Origin of the sequence: Tractidigestivibacter sp., assembly GCF_050946515.1 — a bacterium.
Classification (GTDB): Bacteria; Actinomycetota; Coriobacteriia; order Coriobacteriales; family Atopobiaceae; genus Tractidigestivibacter.
Genome location: NZ_JBMNUX010000020.1, coordinates 1 through 23,724, shown reverse-complemented (window position 1 = coordinate 23,724; position 23,724 = coordinate 1). Strand labels below are relative to the sequence as shown.

Here is a 23,724-nt window from a genome sequence, read left to right as displayed (position 1 = left end):
GAACTTGGGGTCGTACTTCCTTCTCGTCGTCTTGCTCATGGCAATAGCCCTTCCGTGCCTTTCGGCACATCCTAGGGCTTTCGTTAGCTCGGCTTCAAACGTGTCTGAATTTGGGCAGCCATATCACACTTTTCGCAACTTGCCATCTATGAGGCAGACAGGACCACCCTTGTGGCAGACCTCCTGGCAGGCGATACTCCCGAGCTGACCGCCGGCAAGGAGTACTACCTCAAGGTAAACGTCAAGAAGGACGACGGCGACGACTCCACTTGGGTAAGCGTCACCATCCCCTGGTGGGCAAACGTGGGCAACGCCCCCCGGAGGCAGCTCGTGGAACCAGGCCGGCACCGATTTTTCCCATACCTCGCTCGACAAGGTGCTCGCCTTCAGCGCTGCCGAGGGAGGGACCGCATCCAACAAGACCAACTCGGGCACCGTCACCTACCACATCATGACCGGCAGCTCGGACGTAGTCGACGCCGGTGCCTGGATGAGCTTTACTCCCAGCCAGGCCTTCCTCAATGCGAACGACACTCAGACCTACGAGAGCTCCGTGGCGCAGATTGCTGCCGCCGTTGGTGACATGGATGGCGACGCCGTCGGCGCGACGCGCCAGAGCGTCTCGACCACTAAGGTCAAGATTGACGGTCGAGGTACGCTTCAGGGTTATAGCGGCAACGACACGAAACCGTACGTGGGCCTCGATGGAGACCCCGAGCGTGCTGCTACCTGTGTGTGGCTTCCCGTGTGGGGCACCAACGGGAGCGTCACTAAGGTCGAGTTCGACCTAACCTACCCGACTGGCGCCGAGATCACTGACGTTAGCGTCTGGGGTCGCACCGCTACCGCGACAACCGAACCCAATGACAACGGCGACGGCACGACCTCCGTCCACTACGTGGTTGAGGACGCAGCGGGCTGGAATGTCGGCAGCCGAGAGGTCAGTGCAAAGGCTGTCTTCCCGTCCTCCGTCTTCTCGACCGACGACAAGGATTACACCGTTACGTTCAAGAACTTCACGGCAAGCGTCTACGGAGACGAGGAGAACGCGCCCATCACAGGCACGCCTACGCTCACCTATCGCATGCGCAACTCCAATCCCGAAGTGTCGATTTCGGACGTGAGCTGGCCCGCCCGTTATGACTGGTATGACAACGAGGGCGTCGAGCAAAACACCATGCTCGCCGCCGGGGACCTCAGCTCGACCGGCGCGCGTGAGGGCGCCCAGACCGAGAGCTACACTCTCAAGATAACCCCTGCTTCCGGTCTCACCGTGCGCGCGGTTACTGTCCCACTTTACGATGACCACGCCTCGACGATCGAGCTCAATGGCCAGACCTATGATTTGGCGACGGTCGCCACCAAGCTCAACGAGGTGCCTTCGGGCAATATGACCGGCTACGCGGTCGTCTCTATGCCCGACGACTCTCCCATCACGAGCGTCGTCTACGAGGTAGGCAAGCTTCAGAGTGACTACCACTCCTATGCGCGCCCCGACGTCGACGCCCCGGACAACGTGGAGAACGCGCGTCTCGCGCTCTGGGGCTCCTACAATGGCAAGGGCTCCACCGCGAGCGGCGTTGAGATTTGGCCAACCGACAATGCTGACGAGACAAAGTCTGCTAGCCTCACCTCCGCCACCACGGACACCAAGCGCGTCTCTCTGTGGACGCGGAACGGATACTACAACGCCACCACGCACGTCGTGGCCGGCGACGACATCACCGTCAGCGCCATGATTGGCGTCGCGCCCTACATTAAGGCCTACGGGTCAACCACGGCTTGGGTCAACGACTATGCCGTCTACCTCGTAGTGCCTAAGGGCTGCTCGGTCAAGGACGTCACGATTGACGGCAACCACATCAAGGGCGAGGACATCACCGACACCGACCAGGTTGGCACCAAGCCCACTAATGGCTCGCGCATCTGGCGCTTTAGCGCGGGAGAGAACACCAAGGCCATCGGCAAGTACAACGCTGACATGAGCGAGCAGATGTTCACCGTCTCGTACACGCTCTCCACGGACCCCGACATGTCCCCCCAGACCCTCTACGGCAGCAACATCCTGCTCATAGGGCAGGACAAGGACGCCGAGACGACCGAGTACACCTGGGGCAACAACGCCTACAACCCGTACCAGATCAACAACTCCGGCACGCTCGTCGGCTTCGGCGGCCCCATTTACGTGCAGGAGCGAAAGGCCCTGGAGCTCGGAAACTCAATGACTGTAACTAAGAGCGGCTCTCCGTTGAACGAGGAGCTCGTCTATGATGCCTCTGACCCCACCAATACGCGCGCCGTGGTCGACCAGGATTTCGAGGCAACATACTCCCTTGAGGTCTCTAACCTCACAGGCACCTCAATTGAGAACGCCCATGTGTTCATCCCGGTTCCCAACAAGGGCTCCTCGCTCGGTGACGCATTCTCGCCCGAGGGCGTCTATGGCGTCGGATTGCGCGCGGTCCTTGCGAGCGAGCTGCCGGAAGGCTGGACGATTAGCTATCTTAAGGTCCACGACGGCAAGACCTTTGGCGCCAACCAGGTGCCATCAGCATCCGATTACGACGTGCTTGACGGTCCCGAGGGTGCCAACATGATTCTGCTGTCTTGCGATGGCGCGCTTCCCGTGGACTATACGCAGACTTTTGACTTCACCCTTACCGCAGACGACTCCGTTATGGACCCAGCGGCAATTAGCACGTGGACTCCCGTCGCAAGCTACGTTCTGGGCTCCACGACGTTCTACTCGTCCAGCCTCAAGCCGGAGTCCATCGAGACAACGGCCGGGCGTCTGGAAGGCATAGTCTATAACGACGCCAACAACAACGGCGTCATGGACGACGGCGAGACGGGCATTGAGGGAGTCACGGTCAGAGCGACTGAGTACTGGGCACAGGGCTACGATCGCTCGTCGAACGAGCTTACTACCACGACAGATGAGAACGGGTACTACTCCTTTGCCTATGCTCGCGGGACTACCGCGACGGAGAGTTACGCAGTGGGTCAGCCGTTCGATCCTGACACGTACTATGACAGTCGCACAACGAGCCTTGAGGTCACGGTCGAGAACCCCGACACGACCAAATACCGGTTTAGCCCCACTACCGAGACGGGCAACCGACCGTCAGTGGTGACCGCAAGCGATGACCAGACAAGCGCAACCAAGACGTCAGTGCAATATACAAGCACTGAAGGCGGAGAGCCTGTCGCCACCGTGGATGCAGGGCTGGCCTCCTCTTCGGTGGTCTACACCAAGGGCGAGCACGGCACCTTTGACGACGTTGTCTTCTCCACGGTCGCCGAGGGGAGCGATACGCCGACGTACTCCGGCGCGCTCGATGACGCAACTTCCAATGCCGTCAACGACGGGCTTCCGCAGGGCGAGAAGAACTGGCGCTTCACGGGCTGGGTGAAGCAGGGTAGCACTTCGACCGACGATGGCGAGACCGGGCTGAGCGTAGCGGATGAGAATGAGACGCTGCTCAGAAAGGGTGTCGACAGCACCGTGTCCTTCGGCGTGACCACCTACGTCGCCCAGTGGGAGCGCGTGGGCGCCAAGGTCACCTACACCAAGGGCGAGCACGGAACCTTCGACGACGACGTCCACGACTCCGGCCTGTACGTGGGCGACGAGACGCCCGCCTACGCGGGCGCGACCGACAGCGCCGGCAACCCCGCCGGCGAGCCCGGCTGGCGCTTCGCGGGCTGGTCGCCCGAGGTCTCCGACACCGTCGACTCCCCCGAGGTGACCTACGTCGCCCAGTGGGAGCGCGTGGAGATTCCTGAGAATCCTGAAAACCCCGACACTCCCGAGAATCCTGATAGCACGAACCCCGATGTCTCTGATGGCGGCTCTGATACCACCACTGACACCACAGCCACGACTGAAACCACAACAACGACTAACGCCGCAACATCAGCTCAGAAGCCTGCCACGCCTTTGGCGGCGACGCCCGATACGGGGGACACGAACGCGACCCTGCCCGTCGTTCTCGTAATGCTCGGGGTTGCTGCCATCGTGGGGAGCCTCCTTCTCAGGCACCGTCGCTCATAAGCCCCGCTGAATGAGCGAATGAGCTAACGTAATTGGCCCGGGACCGCGCTTGCGATCCCGGGCTTCTTATTAGGGGCATGAGGCATGCCGCGAACGTTTCGTGGGCAGCGCTATTATCCCGGAATAGGAAACATTGCGAGAAACAATCATCTAACAGGGCAATGCAGGGGGGGGGAGCCGCTCCATGCAATGTGCGCGACTAAACCCCCATTGCTTGCAGCACAAACATGATTACGGTCAGCACGATCACCATAACAATCGTGAACCACGTGAGGGCGTTCCATGCGCGTCCGTTGGCGTCCTTGCCCATTACGTGCTTGTCGCTCGCAATCAGCACCATAAAGATGAGCAGAACCGGCAGCAGCACGCCGTTAATGACCTGCGCCAGCATCATGATGCCAAACAGGTTGACGTTGGGGGTTAAGACGACGATGGCAGAGAATGCGATGATTACCGTGATGATGCCGCGGTAGGCGGGCGCCTCGGACCAGCTGCGGTCGGCGCCGCGCTCCCAGCCAAATGCCTCGCAAATGGCACTTGAGGTGATGCCGGGCAACACGCAAGCCGCCAAGACGGACGCTCCGACAAGGCCGGCTCCAAACAGAACCTGCGCGTACTCTCCGGCCAGAGGTGCCAGTGCGCTTGCGGCTGCCTCGGCGCTGTCGACATGCACGCCAGCAGGGTAGAGCACGGCGCCCGTGGTCAGGATGATGAACCACGAAATGATGCTTGCGACAATTGCGCCCGTAACGGTGTCGATGCGCTGGTAGGGGATGTCCTCCTCGTGTGCGTTCTTCTCGACCACGTTGCTCTGGGCGAGGAAGATCATCCATGGCGCAATTGTGGTGCCGACGTTTGCGACCAGCAGCGACACGTACGTCGGGCTCGTCGAGATGCGCGGGATGAATGTGGCGTTAAGGGCGTCGCCCCAGTCTGGCTTCACCATGATGCCGGCTATGACGTAGGTCACAAAGACGCAGCTGATGGCCAGCAAGATCTTCTCGATGCGCCGGTACGAGCCGCTCATCGTAAGCATCCAGATGGCGATTGCGGCTATTGGCACGCTGACATATGACGGCACGTTAAAAAGTGCCATACCAGACGCAATGCCAGCAAACTCAGACAGCGTCACAGTTGTGTTGGAAATCAAAAGAGCAAGCATTGCTAGAGCGGAGAGGCGTACGCCAAACTGCTCGCGGATCAGCGATGCAAAGCCTTTGCCCGTAACGCAGCCCATGCGCGCTGCGGTCTCCTGCGCCACAATCAAAAGCACGCACATCACAGGTACGGTCCACAGCTGGCCAAAGCCAAACTCGGCGCCTGCGTTTGAGTAGGTTGCCACGCCGCCTGCGTCCGCGCCCGCCAGCGCAGCCACCATTCCCGGGCCCATGGCCGCAAGAACCCTGCGCCTGTCGAGCGGCGCCCGCTTCTTCTCGGTCTTCTTGGTCATCCTGGTCATTCACTACGCCCCCAATCCGGGAGCCATCGCGATGGCCGCGACAACGGCATACAGCACCGTAGAGACAAAAAGAGCAAACAGATTCAACGAGAAGCCATTGATGTCTTTGCCCTTGCGGTCGCGTCTGCGCAGGTACATGAGGTAGAGCGGCGCGGTTGCAAACGTGACGACCACGACAAAGGCTGCGTCGCGGATGCCAATGTTGGCAAGGGCGAGCAGGGCACTCTCAAACTCGGCGGAAATCAGCGCGCTTGCGGACCCGGCGGCGGAGCCAGCCGCGCCGATCGCGTTGACGATGCTCGAGCCCACAAGCAGCACCACCAGCGCATAGAGCGCCGCCACGGCGATTCCCTTGAAGGTGAAACCAAGCATAGAGGGGGCGTCTTCGTCGTCCTCGTCGTACTCCAGCATGAAGTTGGTGACGTAGCGGCTCATGGTCCCTGCCACGTGCAGGCAGATGGGCATCAGCGCACCAAGCGCCAAGCCGGGCAGCACGCTGCCGCTTGCGGAAAGCGAAATCGCGGAGAGAATGCCGAGCCCTAGCATCCAGAAGAAGAACCACACCTCGTCGGAGAACACACGGCTCAGCAGGTGGTCTGAGGTGGAATCGTCCGAGTCGCTCTGGCGGGCGCCGGCAATGGCGAGGTCCTCCTCGTGCTCGTCCTCAAGGACGTCAAGCGCGTCATCGACCGTGACAATGCCCAGCATGTGGTTCTTCTCGTCCACAACGGGCATTGCGAGCAGGTTGTACTTCGAGATGTCCTCGGCGACGTCCTCTTGGTCGTCCTCGGGGCTTGCGGTAATCAGGTCCTCGGTCTGTGCAAGGTCGGACAGCCTGTCGCCATCCTCGCCAGCAACCAGCGCCCGCATGGTGAGCACGCCGGAAAGTGCGCCCTCCTCGTCGGTCAGATACACATAGTTGACGGACTCGAAGTCTTCGTCCAAGTCGCGGATGGTCCTGACGGCGTCAGCGACGGTGCTGTCTTCGGGCAGGCTCACGAACTCGGAAGTCATGATGCGGCCGGCAGTGTCCTCGCGATAGCCCAGCAGCTGCCGGACGGCTTTTTGCTCGCGTACGCCCATTAGCTTGAGGAGCTTCTCGGCCTTATCGTAGTCAAGCTCCGAGACCAGCTCGGCTGCATCGTCTGGGTCCATCTCAGACAGGACTCGAGCGGCGCCAGCCTCGTCCATGGTGCCCATGAGCTCTGCGGCCATCTGGTCGTCGTCAAGCTCTGCCATGGCGCCGGCGCGCTGCTCGTCGTCGAGCTGCGCAAACACCTGGCCGCGCAGACGCGGGTCGAGCCTCTCGATGATGTCGGCTATGTCGGCGGGGTGCATGTCGTCCAGCGTCTTGTGCGAGACTGACAGCTTCACGTCGGAAAGATCGCGCTCGACGAGGTCCATGTAGTTCCACGCGATGATCTTCTCGGGAATCGACTTGCCGAAGGCGCGGGCAATTTTCAGCACGAGTCTCTCAAGGCGGGGGGAGAGCGAGCGCAAAAGGCCGCGCGCGCCCACCTCGGCGCCCAATAGGCGCAGCTGCGAAGAGCTGGTGTCAGAGAGCTTCAGGTCGTTAACGCGAACGACGCGCATCCCGCGCGTATCGACGATCTGCTTATTCAGAATGTCTCGGGCGAGAAGAACCTCGTCGGGCTGCAGGTAGGAGAATCGAATGTCGGTGGCGGGCACCTTGAGATGCACTACGTCTTCATCAAACGAGTCCACATACTTGCGCCACGAAATCATAAACGGCGTGCGACCAGGCCCCATAAAGGCCAGGCTGGTTACGCGCGGGAATACCTCTCCCGTAGCAATGCCCAAGTCAGAGACGGTGCCGATCTTCTCGCCGTTGACGTCCAAGACCGGGTTTCCCAGAAGTTGGGACAAATAAATCATACGTGCTCCTTAGCGTTAGGCGCAGTGTTGGCCCACCACGCAAGCCGTGCCGCCAAAGCGTCACTTCTCACTCCGTTCGGCGTGGTCGGCTCGAGCACGTCGAACGGTCATCGACTGTGAGGTCGGGGTTTCATGAATACCTTTCTCTTTGACTGTGATGACCGCGCGCATGCCAATCTTGATGCATGCGCGCCGCAATTGTACACGAACGCGTAACACGTGAGTCCGCAGTAACAAATACGGACGCAACTCGCATAAACTGGGGCATGACGAGAAACGCACTCGCTCACATCATGAGGCCTGTTCGTCAGGGGCGTGTAAAGAGGGCGTTCGAAAAGGTTCCGTAGAGGTTCGCCAGAAGCGGACGGGTACATACAAGGAGACTCGTGAAACTTAGACGTAAAAAGAGGGATCGGAAAAAGCGCCCGACTCCGCGCACGCCCGCCGAGAAGAGGCGCCTCGTTCTCTCCGTTCTCGGGAAGGCTCTCATGGTTGTCCTGGTTGCCGCGCTCGCTGCTGCCAATGTTGCCCTGTATGTGCTGGGCGACACGGCCATGTCGTACCTTGGCGGCGACCATGTGGACATCAGCTCCCAGAATTACGATGCTGCTATGGAGGACGGACAGAAGCTCGCGAAGAGCATCGAGGGAGAAGGCATCGTCCTTCTGAAGAACGACGATGATGCGCTTCCCATCTCGTCTGACACCACCAAGGTGAATGTCTTTGGCTGGGCATCTACCCAGTGGGTTTCTGCGGGCTCGGGCTCCGGGCAGGTTGCTGGCGATACGGAAGACCTGCTTGAGGCGCTTACGGCGGCAGGAGTTGAGTACAACACCCAGCTCACAGACATGTACAAGTCGTTCCATGGGACGCGCGACTACACGAGCGCGCTCAACTCGCACGACCTCGACTACTGCCGCCTCTACGAGCCGGACATCAACGATTCGACCTATTACACATCAGACCTGCTGCAGAACGCCAAGAACTACTCCGATACTGCCATTGTCGTAATCTCTCGCACCGCCGGCGAAAGCATCGACTGCACCTCTATGCAGTACAAGATAACCGAGTCGGGTGGCAGCGTCAGCATCGACGCAACTCGCAGCTACCTGTCCATCTCGCGCGAAGAGGAGAACCTCCTGCGCTACGTCGGGCAGAACTATGAGCACGTTATTGTACTTGTGAACTCGACAAATACGATGGAGCTGGGCCAGCTTGAGACCATTGACGGCATTGATGCCGCGATGCTCGTTGGCTGCACCGGCGAAGTTGGCGCCGAGTCTGTGGTCGATGCGCTGTGGGGGCGCGTGAACCCCTCGGGTCGCACGACCGATACGTACGCGTATTCCTTCGAGAGCGCGGCCTCGTACGCAAACTCTGGCTCGCGCGGCGAGGGCGAGTATACGGGATCGGCGGGGCTTTATCCCGCCGACGGCACCTTGAACAGCAACGTCGGAACCATCGAGACGTACAACTCCGTGCGCTTCGTAGATTACGTCGAGGGAATATACGTTGGCTATCGCTGGTATGAGACCGCCGATGCGGAGGGCTATTGGGATGACGTCTCGAACGAGCATGGCTCTGGATACGAGGGCGTCGTCCAATATCCGTTTGGCTACGGGCTGTCGTACACGAGCTTCTCGTGGGAGGTAGTCTCGTGGTCGCCGGGAGACAACGAGGACATCAACCGAGACTCAAAGGTCTCTTGCACAGTGCGCGTAACCAATACTGGCGACGTTGCCGGCAGAGACGTTGTCGAGCTCTATTGCACGCCGCCGTACTACTCGGGCAGCATCGAGAAGTCGTCCAAGGTGCTTGTCGCCTACGAGAAGACCAAGCTTCTTGCTCCGGGAGAGAGCCAAGACTTGACGCTGACCTTCTCGGTGGATGACCTTGCCTCGTACGACTGCTATGACGCAGATGGCGACAACTTCGCTGGCTACGAGCTTGAGCGCGGCGACTACGTGATGTCGCTCTCAAGCGACGCCCACACGGTAGCTAGCTGCGAGAACGCCACCGTCACCTATACCATCCAGAGCACTATTGATTGCGGGACTGATTATGTGACCGGCGCGGACGTCTCGAACCACTTCACGGGCAACTCCGCATGGGACGGCGTGTCCATTGACGGCTCGAATTCGGGCGCAAACATTACATATCTGACGCGCGCGGACTTCAAAGGCACGTTTCCCTCGACAACCGACCCCGATCGACGGATGACCGACAACGTGGCGTCGCTCAACCTGTATGACGAGGACCAGCTTGACCGCGACAACCAGCTCATGGCAAAGGCGATGGGGCTGCAGTCGAGCCTTGATGCGACCGACGAGCTCACCAGCCCTTCTCGACGTACGCGCGTTCAGCTGACGGGGCTTACGTCTGTCTCGCAAGACGGCGAGCTCACCTCTTTGGGAATGAAGCTGGGCCTTGATTACGACGACTCTCATTGGGATGACCTGCTGGACTCTCTGACCGTCGAGGAAATGGAGAGCATCGTTTTGCATGGGTATTTGGGGACGTCGTCGCTTGATTCGGCAGGGAAGCAGCGGCTTCGCGACTTGGACGGCCCATCGCAGGTTGGCTCATTCAACCAGCTGACCACGGGGGTTGGCTATCCTAACGGCACGGTCCTTGCGCAGACATGGAACAAGTCGCTCGCACGCGCATATGGCCGTCAGCTTGGCTATGAGGCTGCGTGCATGGGCGTCGACGGGATATACGCGCCAAGCGTGAACATCCATCGCTCGCCTTTGGGCGGACGCAACTACGAGTACTACTCGGAGGACCCGCTTATTTCTGGCGAGACGGGCGCGGCAGTCGTGCAAGGCTGCATGGATGCGGGAACGTATTGCTACATCAAGCACATGGCCGTGAACAACCAGGATTCGTATCGCGACTCGCTCTACACGTGGCTCACTGAGCAGAGTCTTCGCGAGATCTACCTGCGCGCGTTCAGGATTTGCGTGCGCGACAATGGCGCCACAGGCATCATGACGGCATACAACCGCGTGGGGGCAACGTGGTCAGGAGGCAACCTTGGGTTGCTTCAGTACGTGCTGCGCGACGAATGGGGCTTCCAGGGGTGCGTGATTACCGACTACGCGGACCATCATGAATACATGAACGCTGATCAGCAGCTTGCTGCAGGCGGCGACCTCTACATGGACGGCATCTTCAACAACGGATCGCTGAAGTATGGCTACTCGCAGGACGAGATTGACGACCTTTTGTATTCGAGCTCTTCCACAAAGTCGAGCGCTTCGGGCGATACGGAAGCTGCAAAGAAACGGCAACGCGCCGCCTCACAGGTCCTTTCTCTGAGACGTGCGACGAAAGACGTGCTCTACATTTGGCTGAATGCTCGCGCGACAAACATTGTGCGCAACGAGGAGATCGAGCAGCTCACGCCTACGGTTGGCTCTGACGACGAGAGCACAACCTACACGACCATCGAGAGGCCAATCAAGAGCGAGGGCTTCAACTTCATTGGCACCGGTTTGGCGATTGCCGACGCTGTCGTTGCGGTGAAGATAGTGCTTGATGTAAAGAAACGTCGCTCTACTCGCCGCAAAGCAAAGAACGAGACCGGAGCCGCGGCTGTCGTGCCCAAGCAATAGCGGCGCAGTCCCACACAATGCATCGCTGCCAGGTTGCGCGAGTTCTGCGGCATCAGGAGTCGCGCAGCTTGGCAATAGCGGCATCAGGGGTGGCGCAGCCTGGCGGTGCGCAGCAGCAGAAGACGCGCAACCTGGCAATGGCAAGCGGAGCGCCGCGCAACCCAGCGGGATTCCTAGAAATGTGGGAACGAGGTCGGTCGGTTAATTGATCCGTGGTCGCAGGCGCCAGTCTGGTCAGGGGCAATGTTGGTTGCAAGCAACTCGTCCAGCGACGCGCTCACAACTTCGGGGTTGTCGTAGGTCCGCAGGTAATAGGTGCAGCTATCCGTGTTGATAAAGGCTGTGTACTGCGTAAAGTCGCGACCGTGGGGATCGCTTGCCGAGCCGAGCGGAAGCGCAACAGGCTCAAGCGCGTGGAAGCACGCGGCAACGGCGCGGCTCTCTTCTGCAGGCACCTTCACGTTGGCGCGCATAAAAGCCGCGCGGACAAAACGCTCTGGCGGGGTATATCCTCCGGGCAGCCGGCTTGTTCCCGCACCTTGCCCTAGCGCCGACAGCGAAAGTCCAGACCAACAGACTGGGGCTGGCTGCTCGGGCGTTGCTTGCAGGTAATTGCGCAGGTTGGTTAGGTGCCACTCAAGGTCCGGGCTGTTTGTAAGCACGCCCACGGGGTCCTCCAGTATGTGGCAGCCATCCTTCTCGATTTCGATGACAAGGCACGACCCGCTGCGATCAGCAAAGATCCAGTGCATTGGAGTTGTCTGGTGCGTCACGGAGTTGGGAATGCCAACGACCTGCACCTTTTCTGCGACTTCGCGTACGCTCTCCAGGTCTTCGCACTGTCCAAGAAGAAGCCTGAGCAGGTCGAGTGCCTCAACCTGAGATTTCTCAGATGTCTCGCTAGGCTCCGAATAGCTGGCATATCCTGGAAAGTAGAGTGCCGCTCCGGCAAGCCCGGCTTGGTTCACGCCGTCCAGGAAGACCGGATAGCCCGTGCCAAACTGCCCCAGTCCCGCAAATGCAAGCGGGCTGACGACCGTTTGGCCGTTAGCCACGCTCGACCAGCGGGAGCCCGCCGCGACAGAAATCAAATGGGCGTCAGTCGGGAAGCCGAAGTCAAGGTTGCGACCAAAATAGCTGGTGCCTGCCTCGGATGTCAGGGTGATTGCTGTGCACATGCGCTCTCCTTCATTGCTTGCGTGCGGCTCCTTGTCGTCTGCCAGCGGTCTCCATGCCCGAGTTTTTCAGTATCCTATGGCGATAGCCCTCTACCAGCAGTTTCCCACATGCACGTGCTCTAGGCTCTCTGACGCCACCTCGGCCAACTCTCTTACGGTTGCAACGGGCGTTGGCCTTCCACTTGACATGCGCCATCTCGGGAAGAATCGCGTTACATGGAGCACGATTTCTGGGTCCAAGTCGGCAAGCCATCGAGAAATCTTGCGCATGTCCTTTTTGCTGTCCGAGATTCCCGGAACAATCAGCGTTGTCACCTCAAGATGACAGGTTGGAAGCTCAGCGAGTCGTTGGATGGTTGCCTTGACGGCGTCAAAGTTGCCGCCCAAGCTTGCGTAGCCTTCTCGCGAGAAGCACTTCAAGTCAATATTCGCTGCGTCAAGTAACGGCGCCAGCGCCTCCACAACCCATTCCTGGGCGCATCCGTTTGAGACAAGCACGTTCGCGAGCCCCGACTTGTGCGCCAGCGTGGAACAGTCGCGCACGTACTCCCATCCAATGAGCGGCTCGTTATAGGTGTAGGCAAGACCAATCATGCTGGGGTCGTCCTCGGCAAGGCGCACACCTGTGGCGACGAGCTCCTCGGGAGCAATGTCCTGCCAACCGAAGCCCACCATGTCTGCTCCCACCTGCGAGATCTCGTAGTTCTGGCAGAAGGGGCAGCGCATGTTGCAGCCGTAACTTCCCACGGACAAGACCTTTGATCCGGGGTGCCACTCGGCGATTGGCTTCTTCTCTATGGGATTGACGGCGATGGAGGTCACGCGACCATAGTTTTCAGGCACAATTTGACCGTCGCGCACGGTTCGGGCGCGGCAAAACCCAAGCCCGCCGGTCCTGATCTTGCAGTGGTGCGGACAGACGTCGCAGGTCAGGGCATCTGTGTCCGCGACGTCTGCGCTACTCATGTGTGCCTCACAACCTCAAATCGCTCGAGCGTGTAGTCGTCAGAGCGCAGGTCAATCCCGCCTTTGCGCGCGGCAATCGAAACTTGTTCGTCGACCGTGTCGACGCCGTCGAGGTCGGGCAGCAGCAGTCCGCGCCGACCGTCCGCGCAGCTCACGATTACGCCGTAGCGTTTCGGGTCAAGCTCAGCAATAGAAGAGATGGGCTCGGGGGTGCTCAGCACGTCTACGTCGTAAACAAGCTCGGGCAGATCAGAGGGCACAACCATCAAGAAGCGCGGGTCGCGCGTGCCGGCGCTAATGGCATTGCTGCAAATCTCGGATGCAAGGTTTGCTCGCGTCGGCTGGATGGTGCCAATGCAGCCCCTCAGCTGCCCGTTCTTCTTGATTGAGACAAAGCAGCCAGCACGTGTGGTCAGAAGCTCTTCGGGAAGATCGCTTCCAGGATTTATTCGACGGTTGTCTGTGACCCATGTCTCAAGCGCTGTGCGGGCGAGGCGCACGTATGGATCCTCCTCGTTACGGCGCTGCGCCATGTCACGCTTGTGCCATTGCTCGTACTGATCGAGGAAGTTGCGCTCAGGAGCCGAGCCGGGCTTGCCAGTGGGCGTGAAGCATGCTACCCCGTATCCCACGCCGGTCACGTCTTCGTGCGAGAGCAGCTCAGCTTTTACTGGCGTGCGATCGAGCGCGCCCGCCATAATTTGGAAGCTGCGCAGACCGCATTCGGCCGCTCGCTCGCAAAGCGATGGATCCATGGTGAGAAGTTCGAGGAAGTTGCCGGTTGAGAATGCGTCGCAGACCTTCTCGTCGAAAATGGGACCCTCCTCGGCAAAGCCGTATGGACCATCTGGCTGCAGCTTATGCGAAAGGTCTCCAGATGCTACGTATACGACGCGACGATGGAGCTCCTCTGCCGCCTGGGCAACGATCATTCCTAGACGGTAGTGCTCGGCGGGGGAAAGGCCCGAGATGCCCATGCGCACAACTTGGAAGCTGTGATAGCCGCCGAGGTCCTCGATTGCATGAATGGCGATCATTGTCCCGTGATCAAGGCTGGGATCGCGCTCGCCCTCGGTGCCGGCGGCTAGATAGGCATCGTCTGCCAGGTCGCAGATGCGCTGGACCAGTTTCATATCGTAATGCGCCTCATAGCGCGCCTCAGGTGCTCCATAGTTTGCGAAGCTGCCTGATGCATGGCGCCCCGGAGATATGTGAATGTAGTCGGAATACATGACGGAGTGCGGGCTAGAAATGACAACGGTTTCAGGGCGCAGCTTGGCAATTCTGCGACCAACCTCTGCGCACGAATCAATTGTTTTCTGCACTCTCTTTTCAGAGCCACGCCCGACCTCGGGAATGATGAGGGGCGGATGCGGCAGTGCGAACGCGGCCAGTATGCCCATGATGCCTCCGATCGCTGGTTTGTTACCCCACCTTACAGCGATAAGAAGGGAAAATCGCGCCTGTCCCGCCAGAGGGTTGGGTTTGTACTGGCGGAGGGGGGGCAGCCGTGAAAAAACATGGCGCGCCGGCTCACGCCAGCACGCCATGTCGGCAGTTGCGCACGCATATTTCTGCAAGGAGAGAGGGAAGTGCGCGAGCGGCCCCCTGTGGTCTACTTGCTTTCGAGCTTCTCTTGGAAGTAGCGGAGCAGGTTGCGGTAACGGCCTTCGCTCATTGCGGAGCGGGGGACATAGATGAAGCGCTTTTTGCTAAACGCAGCAACGCAAAAGTCGTCATTCCAGCGGAATGCCGACAAGTCAGAAATCGGAATTTCCTCAACTCGGTCGTCCGGCCCCTCTTCGACCACTTTATCGGCGGTAACGACAACGTGACGACGATTATTCTCGCCCACAAGGCCAAGCGAAGTGTTTCGAGCGCGATTGGCCGTAATGCTGGGCCAACTAGAGCTGACCGCCGTGGCGACAACAGAGAGAACGACAAAGATCATTGCGAGGAACAAGTCATCGGGATTCTGGATGATTGACATGATCATCAGGACGATCGAGACAATCGAAACCGCTGTAAGGGCGTCCTTGATGCGATCGGAGTACACAAGGGTCGCGGCACGCGAAAACTCAAGCTCGTTCATTTCGTACGTTAGCGAGAAGAGCGGGGTGCCGTATTTGCGGTCGCTCTTCTCTTGGCGGGCTTCCTCGGCGGCCTTTGCCTTGGATGACTGCTTCTTTGACATTGCTGCTCCTTGGAAATCGACACGAACGTAGGAATCGTACCCCCAATTGCAGGCTGCGTGATTGTTTGTGTGCGAATTGTCGCGACGAAACGCTCATTGAGAGAAACGCGCCGTCTGGCAGGAAGCATGGGATAAGCACCGGGGGTTAGGGAATGATATGAGTGTGCAGAAAGTGGGAGCGTGACTGGCAAATGCCTTGCGCTTCCCTCTGCGTAAGCTCATTTATGGCTTGGCAGCTGCCAAAGTGGGGGCCCTCAGACCTGATCAGTCTGTGGGCCCCCGTCTAGTAGAGAGGGCCTTGCGCGGAGGGCTGCCGACGATGACCCTGCGCTAACGGCACGACGCCGGGACCGACCAAGGCCTCGCCAGCGCTCCGTCTGCGAGGATACGTGGTCTTTTCATGGTTGGCGGATATCTTTGCTAGAGTTAGCAGCAGCGCGTTGGATGGGTGCGGGTGACGCAACACCTCGAACCTGGTCAGGGCCGGGAGGCAGCAGCCATAAGGGGCCTCTGGCGGGCATCCGCTCCCACCGAGCGCGCTTTTTTCATGCCGATACAGTATGGATAGGATTCCATGGGCTTCGTTGAATTCATCGCCAACCTGCTGAGCGACCCGCGTGGAGCCATTGCCGGCTGGATCGCCGCAGGCCCTCTCATGGCATACGGATGCGTCTTCCTCATCGTCTTTATCGAGACGGGCGTTGTTTTCTTCCCGTTTCTTCCGGGTGACTCCCTGCTCTTTGCTGCGGGCTTTTTTGCGCAGGGGGGCGGCTTCAACATCGTTGCCCTTCTTGCGACCGCTTGGGCTGCCGCCATCCTGGGGGACCAGTGCAACTTCATGATTGGTCACTTCTTCGGGACCAAGATCGTCGCCTCCGGCAAGGTAAAGGCGATGACCCCCGAGCGAATGGAGAAGAGCAGGGCCTTTCTGGACAAGTGGGGTCATCTTGCCATTTTCCTAGGCCGCTTCTTCCCGTTTATCCGTACGTTCGTGCCCTTTATCGCAGGCATGGGCGGCATGCATTGGCGTAATTTCGTCGTCTTCAACGTGCTCGGTGGCGTTACGTGGTCCACGATGTTCACGCTGCTCGGCTACTTTTTCGGCGGCATTCCAGTGGTGCAGGAACACTTTGAGCTGCTGATCGTGGGAATCATCCTCGTGTCCATCATTCCTACGGTCGCCGGTCTCATCCGCAATCGCATCAAGAACAAGAAGCAGGCCGAGCAGGCCAAGTAGCCTTTTGCGTGGGTCGCTGCGCAATTTGTGTCAACAAAAGCGCATCTTGTGACAAAGATGATTCTTCGGGATTCCTGACGAGTACCTTTTACTTGGCGGCGCCTCCTCCCACGCAAAAACGGGTGCCGTGCAGCGCCCGGGTATGTACTCCTCCCATTTCTTCCCTACTCGGGCTCCCAATGGGCTCCGGCATCGTGCCGGGGCCCATTCTTCATTGTTGGCGAACGGGCTACCCGCGCCTGAACAGAGGGAATGAAGCTGGCGCAAATGGGCGGGCCGCTATCTGGTGCCAATCATGCGCCTACATCTGCTTTTCCGTGTGAGCAGGGATTATCGCGTTCAGGTGGAATACCCCATCCTGTGCCCCGCAGGTCAAGGCGCCGCCATAGCGCTCAACGATCGTACGCATGGACCTGAACCCATAGCCGTGGCTCAGCGGGTCCCCCTTCGTGGAGACGGGCAAGTCGCCCTTGATCAGCAGGTCGCCTGAGAAATAGTTCTCCTCGTGGACGGTGACCATGCCTGCGGCGGATCGAACGCCCAGGGAGATTACGCGTCGTCCGGGGCTGCGCAGCGTCGCTCAAGCACTCGCTCCATTGTGTGGGGCTGCCATGAATGCTACATGTAATGTGCCTTTTATCTACCTGCAGTTATGCGTGGTCCCTTTCAGAGGCAGCACGCCGCAAGAGCAAAAAGTCCCACACAACAGAAAGGACTTTCCGAGCTTTTTGCCGCGTCCCACACAATATGTTTTGAAATACTGAGAAACCGCAGGTAGGCTGACATGTCGAGAAGTGCGTCCCGCACAACCGGCAACGCAATTTCTCTGATGGTCCCACACATTGGGTCGCTGCCAAGTTGCGCGACTTTTGCAGCATCAGAAGTCGCACAACTTGGTAGATCGAGCATCAGAAGTCGCGGAATCTGGCAAAACGAGCATCAGAGGTCGCGCAAGTTGGCAGGGGCGAGCATCAGAACTCGCGCAACTTGGCAGCCGGGTCGCAGCGCCATACAGTGCGGGCATCAGAACTCGCGCAACTTGGCAGCCGGAACCTGGCGCCAGGGGCTGCCAGACCGCCCCGGGCGCCAGGGCAAGCGCGCTATTCGCTAACGGTAACGCTCTCGCGCGCGGGCTCAACGACGGCCGGAGTGTCCTTCTCGCCCACGTGGCTGAAGAACTTGGAGAAGACGAGCCTGGTCACGGGGCCGGCTGCAAAGATGTTCCACAGCAGCGCCATGGGGAAGTTCTTCAACAGTGTGCCCACCCAGATGGCAGGCAGCTGCGTAACGGGGTTTCCGGCAAGGATCACATTGAAGAGGATTGACGCGACCATGCTCATCGTGGGGCACATCACCAGCACGGTGCAGCCCGAACGCACGAGCGTGCATAGAAATGCGTTGTCCTTCTCGGGATCCACCAGACGGGACGCCAAGCGCGAGCCCAGTCGGTTGCCCCAAAGGTTAGAGAACAGGAACACGAACAGCCACATGTATGCGGCCTCGGCGAGCGCGCTAAGGAAGACGTCGTTGGTCATGTTCGAAAAGCCGCCGGCCATAGTGGGGTAGCCCATTTTCCATGCGACGTTGTAGACCTCCATGCCGTATGCCATGGTGATGGACATAAGAATTCCGAAGATAATTCCCTGAGCGCGGTTCTTTGGCATGCTTTTCTTCCTTTCTTTTGCACAAAAAAGCGCGTGGCAGCCAGATGGCTCACCACGCGCTTTGCCTTGCACTTGTAGTAGCGTGCGCTACACGCAGAGTCGACTTTAGCACGGCATGCGGGCCCGTTCGAAAAACCTCCACGTATCACGGTGCCGGCGTCTTCAAGCAAAAACTGCCGCTTAGGCAGGCGAGAGGTGCAAGATACGCCGCGCAAACGACAGGATGCGTTGATTTTCCTCCCAATTTGGCAAGCGCGGTTAGTCTCAACCTCGCAAGGGAACCGAGTCCTAGCTCGAAAAAGGAGCTCGGGCTCGTATGGATACGGGAGGGAAAACATGGCCAAGAAAAACGCTACAAAGAAGCAGCCCAAGAGTGTTACCCGCAGAAGATTCATTGGCTCAACTGTCGCTTCTGTTGGTCTTTTGGGCGTCACGGCTGCGGCTAACGTGGCCGCGAACAAGTTCAGCTCGTTTCTGAGCCACTACCTTGGTGGCCGCCCGGCAACGGTCGAGCAGGTCGAGGGATCCGAGAACTGGGACTCAAACTACTATGACTCCGTGTACCGTGGTCGCAACCAAGCGACCGAGGCGGGCAACGAAATCGTGACCGAAATTGAAGGCGAGGGCATCGTGCTTCTGAAGAACGACGGCGATGCGCTGCCCCTTGATACCGCCTCCCCAATCAGCCTGATGGGTCGCTACGCTGCCGACCCCGTCTATGGCGGAGCTGGCTCCGGGACCGTTGACACCAGCTCTTGCGTAACCCTCTACCAGGGCATAAGCCAGGCTGGCTTCACCATCAACGACACGATGTTCAATTGGGTCAACGACAACTTCTCCAACTACGCAAAGGCCTCTATCACGATGGACGATCCGTCTACGGCGTCCTACTACATCGGCGAGATTCCTTGGGCAGACTACCCCTCTGACGTGCAGTCCTCAATTTCTGGCACCACTGCGGTAATCGTGCTCGGACGAGGCGGCGGAGAGGGCGGAGACTTGTCGCGCGACCTCAAGGCCGCCGTTGACTCTGGCGTTTCCGAGAACTTCACCGCCAACGCCGAGACGGCAAACTACGTCGACGGGCAGCACGAGCTCGAGCTGACGACAGAGGAGAAGGACCTCATTTCAGCGGCCAAGTCGGCATGCGACAAGGTCGTCGTTCTTCTCAACATGTCGACCACCATGGAGTGCGGCCCGCTCATGGAGGGAGACTATTCGGTCGACGCAATTCTGCATATCGGCTCGGTTGGCGCATCTGGATCCGTCGCGGTCGGCCAGGTGCTGGCCGGTCAGGTGAACCCCTCCGGCAAGACCACCGACATCTGGGCGGCCGACTTCACCGCAGACCCGACGTTTCAGAACTTCGGCGGCAAGCGCTATACGGACGTAGAAGGCTACTACACAACGAACGCTAACAGCACTCCTTCTGATGGTACTGCCTACTTTGTCGAGTACGCCGAGGGCGTCTACATGGGCTACCGCTACTACGAGACGGCAGCCGCTGAGGCTGAAGCTGGCAACTACGACGGCTTCAACTACGACGATGCCGTTGTCTTCCCATTTGGCTACGGCCTGTCCTACACCACCTTCGACGAGACCCTCGATTCTGCCGAGGTTGCTAACGACGAGGTCAAGGCATCTGTCACGGTGACCAATAGCGGAAGCGTTGCGGGCAAGCAAGTTGTGGAGATCTATTACAGCGCTCCATACGAGGAGGGCGGCCTTGAGAAGCCAGCCGTTGTTCTCGGCGGCTTTGCAAAGACCGACCTTCTCGATCCCGGCGCGAGCCAGACTGTCGAGGTCAGCTTCCCCACGCGCCTGATGGCCTCGTATAGCTCCGACGACCAGGCTTGGGTCCTTGATTCCGGCGACTATGTGATTAGCTTGCGCACTGACTCCCACACCGTGGTGGACGAGAAGACCGTCTCGGTAAGCGGCGAGAAGTTCACTACCGACTCTGCCTCTGGCGAGAAGATCTCCAACCACTTTGACGATATGACCGAGTACATGAAGAACAACGTCACGGTCATGTCCCGTTCTGACTTCAAGGGCACCTTCCCCGAGGCCGCCGAGGACAAGAGCGCATCTGACTGCGGCATCGAGTTTGCCGAGTGGAGCTTGGACGACAACCTTGACTCCTCTGCTTCGATGCCCACGACCGGTGCTGACAACGGCCTTCAGCTCATCGACCTGCGCGGAAAGGACTATGACGACGAGGCCTGGGACCAGATTCTTGACCAGCTGACCGTTGAGGACATGGCGGCCTGCCTGAACGACGACGCCTACAACACTCCCGAGGTCGAGAGCATCGGAAAGCCTGCGACGGCCGAGCCCGATGGTCCCGCTGGCTTCACGTCGCTCACTGGTCCGACGGGCAACTGCTCGTACTGCTCAGAGTATGTTATGGCGCAGACTTGGAACGTCGAGCTCATGGGACGCATGGGCGAGATGGTCGGCCAGGAGGCCCTCGCCTCGGGCTACAACGGCTGGTATGCTCCCGCAATGAACACGCACCGCTCGCCGTTTTCCGGGCGCAACTTTGAGTATTACTCCGAGGACCCGCTGCTTGCCGGCAAGATTGGCGCGGCGGTCGTGGCCGGCGCCGCGTCCTGTGGCTGCTACGCCATGGTGAAGCACTTCGCCTTGAACGACCAGGAGTCCTATCGCGTGCAGCATATCTGTACCTGGGCGACCGAGCAGACCGCGCGAGAAATCTACCTGCGCCCATTCGAGATTACGGTGAAGGAAGCCGAGTGCGAAATGAAGTACATCTCGGACGACCAGGGGACCATCAGTACCAAGACCATTCCGGCATGCACGGGAATCATGAGCTCGTTCAACTACGTTGGCGCCGAGTGGGCTGGCGGAAGAAAGTCACTGCTCACCGACCTTTTGCGCACCGAGTGGGGCTTTCGCGGGTCGGTGATTACCGACTTCAACCTCTACGGCTACATGAACAAGAACCAGGCGCTGGCGGCCGGCGGCGACCTCGAGCTGACCTACTCCGCCATGACCGGCGAGTACGAGGGCACCAATTCCGCGACGGTGGTCAACCAGCTGCGAAACGGCATGCACAACGTGCTGTATACGGTTGCAAACTCCAATGCTATGCAGGGGCTGGTGCCGGGCTCCAAGATTACGTACGGCCTTGCCAACTGGCAGAAGGCCCTGTACGGCGGGTCCGCGGCGCTGATCGCCCTGGCTGCGTTCTTTGGCTACAAGGCGCACAAGAACCACAAGCTTTGGAAGGCCGAGCAGGCTGCCGCCGGCGGTGATGGCGTCGCTGAGGATGGCACTGCCGCGGACAAGGATGCCTCTGTCGCGAGCAAGGACAACTCGACGCCCGACGAGAAGTAGCCCCCTGAATACTTCGTATTGTCGTGGCGAACAATGGCGGCCGCCCCCTCTCCCTGGGCGGTCGCCTTTTTGTGCCCCGACGCCCCCCGCGCCCCGGAGTTTGGAGTCCGGAGTCCCACACAATGCGGCGGCAGCGAGCCCGCGCGGCGGGAGTCCCACACGATGCGGCGGCAGCGAGCCCGCGCGGCGGGAGTCCCACACGATGCGGCGGCAGCGAGCCCCCTGCCAAGTTCCGCGACTTTTGCGACATCAGAACTCGCGCAACTTGGCGGCGGAGCATCAGAACTCGCGTAACTTGGCAGGAATCGGCATCAGAGGTCGCACAAGTTGGCCTGGTCGAGCATCAAAACTCGCGCAACTTGGCAGCGACGCGAAGTGCCGAAATCTGAAGCTTCGAAAACTTGCACAACTGAGCATCCAATCTCGGCATGTCTCGGCAGCCTCTCAGTTATATGGAGACCGCCCGTCTCGTTTGTCCGTCCCGCCCCTTGCCCCGTATCGTGAAGGTTTTCAGCCTTGGTGGAGGCAAAGGCTATAATTGACGTGTCAATGAGCTGCCGTGCGGCGTAAGTCCGATTGATCCTAAACGCCGCCCGCGCAGCCAGCAGCTCTCGGACGGCCGATTCATGTTCGTCCGGGAGGAGCTTTAATGCAAAAATCTGCATCTGCTACAGCGTCGACGCAGCCCAAGCTTTGGACGCGTGACCTTGTGCTCATCATCTTGGTGAACCTTTGCGTCTTCACCAACCACATCATGAGCCTATCCACTTTTCCGTATTTCATCGAAAGCCTCGGCGGCACCGAAGCCATTGCGGGCATCTGCGCCGCGGCCTTCTCGTTCGTTGCAGTTATTATCCGACCCTTCATTGGCTGGTGGCTGGACAACGGAGTCCGTCGCGTCGCGCTTGTCATCGGACTCGTGCTTATGGGGCTCGCGCCAGCTGGTTACATCGTTGTGCCCGTGCTCTCTTTGGCAATCGTGCTCCGCATGATCCATGGCGTGGGCCTTTCGTTTTCTAACTCGACTACGGCAACTGTGGCGTCAGACGTGATCTGCAGACCTCGCTTTGCTGAGGGCATGGGCTACTTTGGCATGGCCACGGCTCTCGCCTCCGCAATCGCTCCCGCGCTTGGCCTTACGCTGATGGAGAACTTCGGCTTCCAGGTGCTGTATGGCGTGGCGGCTCTCATCGCTGTTGCCGGACTTATCCTCTTCTCGTTTGTCCACGCGCCGCGGGTCGACGTGCCTCACAAGAAGCTCGACCTACGCACTATCATCAACCGCGATTCTCTTCCCGCTACGGTGACTATGCTCGTTTTTATGTTCACCTTCGGCGCTCTTGAGAACTTCGTGGCAATTTATGCAACAAATGAGGGTCTTCCCTCCGGATCTATTTACTTTTTGATTATGTCGGCAATGCTTCTGCTTGTTCGTGTCACGCTTGGCAAGCTTGTTGACCAGCGCGGTGAGGCGTTCTTTGTGTATACCTGCAACGCAGCTATGCTCGTTGCTTTCCTGCTGTTGGCGTTTGCGCCTTCTACGCCCACGTTCTTCCTGTCCGCAATGCTTGCTGGCTACGCGTTCGGCGGCCTCGAGCCGTCCCTGCAGTCGATGGCCGTTCACACTTCCACCGACGAGACGCGCGGATCCGCCAATTCCACGTTCCTCTGCGGCTATGACATTGGCTATGGCCTGGGCGGCGGCGTGGCCGGCGTGCTTATTACGAGCATGGGTTATTCGGCGATGTGGGCGATTGTGTCCCTGGCCTGCGTTGTGTCCGTCGCAATCTACTTCTTCTGGGCGCGCCATTCTGACACGAGCTTCTCCAAGAGGCTTGCTCAAAAGCGCCAGTAAGGGTCGCCAACCTGACAAGAGGGGATGGCCGCTCGTGCGGTGACTTAGCTTCTTCGCGCGAGGCCCCTCTGCCAAGTTGCGCGAGTTTTGCAGCATCAGAACCCGCACAACTTGGCAATCGGAGCATCAAAAGTCGCACAACCTGGCAGAAACGGCATCAAAACTCGCGCAAGTTGGCACGGTCGAGCATCAGAAGTCGCATAACTTGGCAGGCGCCCATCGCGCGGGCATCAAAACTCGCGCA

The 23,724-nt window shown here is 59.4% G+C and carries 13 protein-coding genes and 1 other RNA gene; 6 read left to right on the top strand and 8 right to left on the bottom strand.

All coding sequences use genetic code 11. From position 1 onward, the window contains the following. The first annotated feature begins 376 nt into the window (after positions 1–376). Entirely contained in the window at positions 377–4,054 is a 3,678-nt protein-coding gene (locus ACOYJL_RS09900) for an SdrD B-like domain-containing protein (RefSeq protein ID WP_433570065.1), read from the top strand. 199 nt (positions 4,055–4,253) lie between these two features. On the opposite strand, the gene ACOYJL_RS09895 is transcribed toward ACOYJL_RS09900, so the two are convergent. Both ACOYJL_RS09895 and ACOYJL_RS09890 read right to left on the bottom strand, forming a co-directional pair. Next, entirely contained in the window at positions 4,254–5,504 is a 1,251-nt protein-coding gene (locus ACOYJL_RS09895) for an Nramp family divalent metal transporter (protein WP_433570067.1), read from the bottom strand. 12 nt (positions 5,505–5,516) lie between these two features. Then, entirely contained in the window at positions 5,517–7,409 is a 1,893-nt protein-coding gene (locus tag ACOYJL_RS09890; RefSeq protein WP_433570064.1) for a magnesium transporter, read from the bottom strand. A gap of 386 nt (positions 7,410–7,795) precedes the next feature. Between ACOYJL_RS09890 and ACOYJL_RS09885 the strand changes: the two genes are divergently transcribed. Then, positions 7,796–11,026, top strand: coding sequence for a glycoside hydrolase family 3 N-terminal domain-containing protein (locus tag ACOYJL_RS09885; RefSeq protein WP_433570063.1), 3,231 nt, complete (start codon positions 7,796–7,798; stop codon positions 11,024–11,026). 173 nt (positions 11,027–11,199) lie between these two features. Here the strand turns inward: ACOYJL_RS09885 and ACOYJL_RS09880 are convergent, their stop codons facing one another. The 4 genes from ACOYJL_RS09880 to ACOYJL_RS09865 form a co-directional block, all read right to left on the bottom strand. Next, complete coding sequence (locus ACOYJL_RS09880; protein WP_433570062.1) at positions 11,200–12,204, bottom strand: choloylglycine hydrolase family protein; 1,005 nt, start codon at positions 12,202–12,204, stop codon at positions 11,200–11,202. 90 nt (positions 12,205–12,294) lie between these two features. After that, entirely contained in the window at positions 12,295–13,170 is an 876-nt protein-coding gene (amrS, locus tag ACOYJL_RS09875; protein WP_433570061.1) for an AmmeMemoRadiSam system radical SAM enzyme, read from the bottom strand. After that, positions 13,167–14,573: an AmmeMemoRadiSam system protein A gene (amrA, locus tag ACOYJL_RS09870; RefSeq protein WP_433570060.1), complete on the bottom strand. Its 1,407-nt coding sequence runs from the start codon at positions 14,571–14,573 to the stop codon at positions 13,167–13,169. Before amrA ends, amrS begins: the two co-directional genes overlap by 4 nt. Positions 14,574–14,785: 212 nt before the next feature. Next, the gene (locus ACOYJL_RS09865) at positions 14,786–15,364 is read right to left on the bottom strand and encodes a hypothetical protein (RefSeq protein ID WP_433570059.1); all 579 of its coding nucleotides are present in this window, start codon (positions 15,362–15,364) and stop codon (positions 14,786–14,788) included. 443 nt (positions 15,365–15,807) lie between these two features. Between ACOYJL_RS09865 and ffs the strand changes: the two genes are divergently transcribed. Beyond that, an RNA gene (gene ffs / locus ACOYJL_RS09860) (signal recognition particle sRNA small type) lies at positions 15,808–15,899 on the top strand. 39 nt (positions 15,900–15,938) lie between these two features. Next, positions 15,939–16,601 (top strand): VTT domain-containing protein, encoded by a 663-nt coding sequence (locus ACOYJL_RS09855; protein ID WP_433570058.1) that lies wholly within the window; start codon positions 15,939–15,941, stop codon positions 16,599–16,601. Positions 16,602–16,902: 301 nt separating this feature from the next. Here ACOYJL_RS09855 and ACOYJL_RS09850 read toward each other — a convergent pair whose 3' ends face one another. Continuing rightward, positions 16,903–17,151: a GHKL domain-containing protein gene (locus ACOYJL_RS09850; RefSeq protein WP_433570066.1), complete on the bottom strand. Its 249-nt coding sequence runs from the start codon at positions 17,149–17,151 to the stop codon at positions 16,903–16,905. Between the two features lie 550 nt (positions 17,152–17,701). Beyond that, positions 17,702–18,265, bottom strand: a complete 564-nt coding sequence (locus ACOYJL_RS09845) for a hypothetical protein (RefSeq protein WP_433570057.1) — start codon at positions 18,263–18,265, stop codon at positions 17,702–17,704. A gap of 336 nt (positions 18,266–18,601) precedes the next feature. Here ACOYJL_RS09845 and ACOYJL_RS09840 point away from each other — a divergent pair, with 336 nt between their 5' ends. Together ACOYJL_RS09840 and ACOYJL_RS09835 are read left to right on the top strand one after the other, a co-directional pair. After that, a complete protein-coding gene (locus ACOYJL_RS09840; RefSeq protein WP_433570056.1) occupies positions 18,602–21,625 on the top strand; it encodes a glycoside hydrolase family 3 C-terminal domain-containing protein in 3,024 nt (1,007 codons plus the stop codon). Between the two features lie 649 nt (positions 21,626–22,274). Further along, positions 22,275–23,480 carry an MFS transporter gene (locus tag ACOYJL_RS09835; RefSeq protein ID WP_433570055.1) on the top strand — a complete coding sequence of 402 codons (1,206 nt, stop codon included), beginning with the start codon at positions 22,275–22,277 and terminating at the stop codon, positions 23,478–23,480. Positions 23,481–23,724 lie beyond the last annotated feature (244 nt).

Excerpts from the sequence above, each read along its gene's own strand:
- ACOYJL_RS09865 (WP_433570059.1), bottom strand. The coding sequence starts at position 15,364 with ATGTCAAAGAAGCAGTCATCCAAGGCAAAGGCCGCCGAGGAAGCCCGC.
- amrA (WP_433570060.1), bottom strand. The coding sequence starts at position 14,573 with ATGGGCATACTGGCCGCGTTCGCACTGCCGCATCCGCCCCTCATCATT.
- ACOYJL_RS09855 (WP_433570058.1), top strand. The coding sequence starts at position 15,939 with ATGGGCTTCGTTGAATTCATCGCCAACCTGCTGAGCGACCCGCGTGGA.
- ACOYJL_RS09880 (WP_433570062.1), bottom strand. The coding sequence starts at position 12,204 with ATGTGCACAGCAATCACCCTGACATCCGAGGCAGGCACCAGCTATTTT.
- amrS (WP_433570061.1), bottom strand. The coding sequence starts at position 13,170 with ATGAGTAGCGCAGACGTCGCGGACACAGATGCCCTGACCTGCGACGTC.
- ACOYJL_RS09840 (WP_433570056.1), top strand. The coding sequence starts at position 18,602 with ATGGCCAAGAAAAACGCTACAAAGAAGCAGCCCAAGAGTGTTACCCGC.
- ACOYJL_RS09835 (WP_433570055.1), top strand. The coding sequence starts at position 22,275 with ATGCAAAAATCTGCATCTGCTACAGCGTCGACGCAGCCCAAGCTTTGG.
- ACOYJL_RS09845 (WP_433570057.1), bottom strand. The coding sequence starts at position 18,265 with ATGCCAAAGAACCGCGCTCAGGGAATTATCTTCGGAATTCTTATGTCC.
- ACOYJL_RS09890 (WP_433570064.1), bottom strand. The coding sequence starts at position 7,409 with ATGATTTATTTGTCCCAACTTCTGGGAAACCCGGTCTTGGACGTCAAC.
- ACOYJL_RS09895 (WP_433570067.1), bottom strand. The coding sequence starts at position 5,504 with ATGACCAAGAAGACCGAGAAGAAGCGGGCGCCGCTCGACAGGCGCAGG.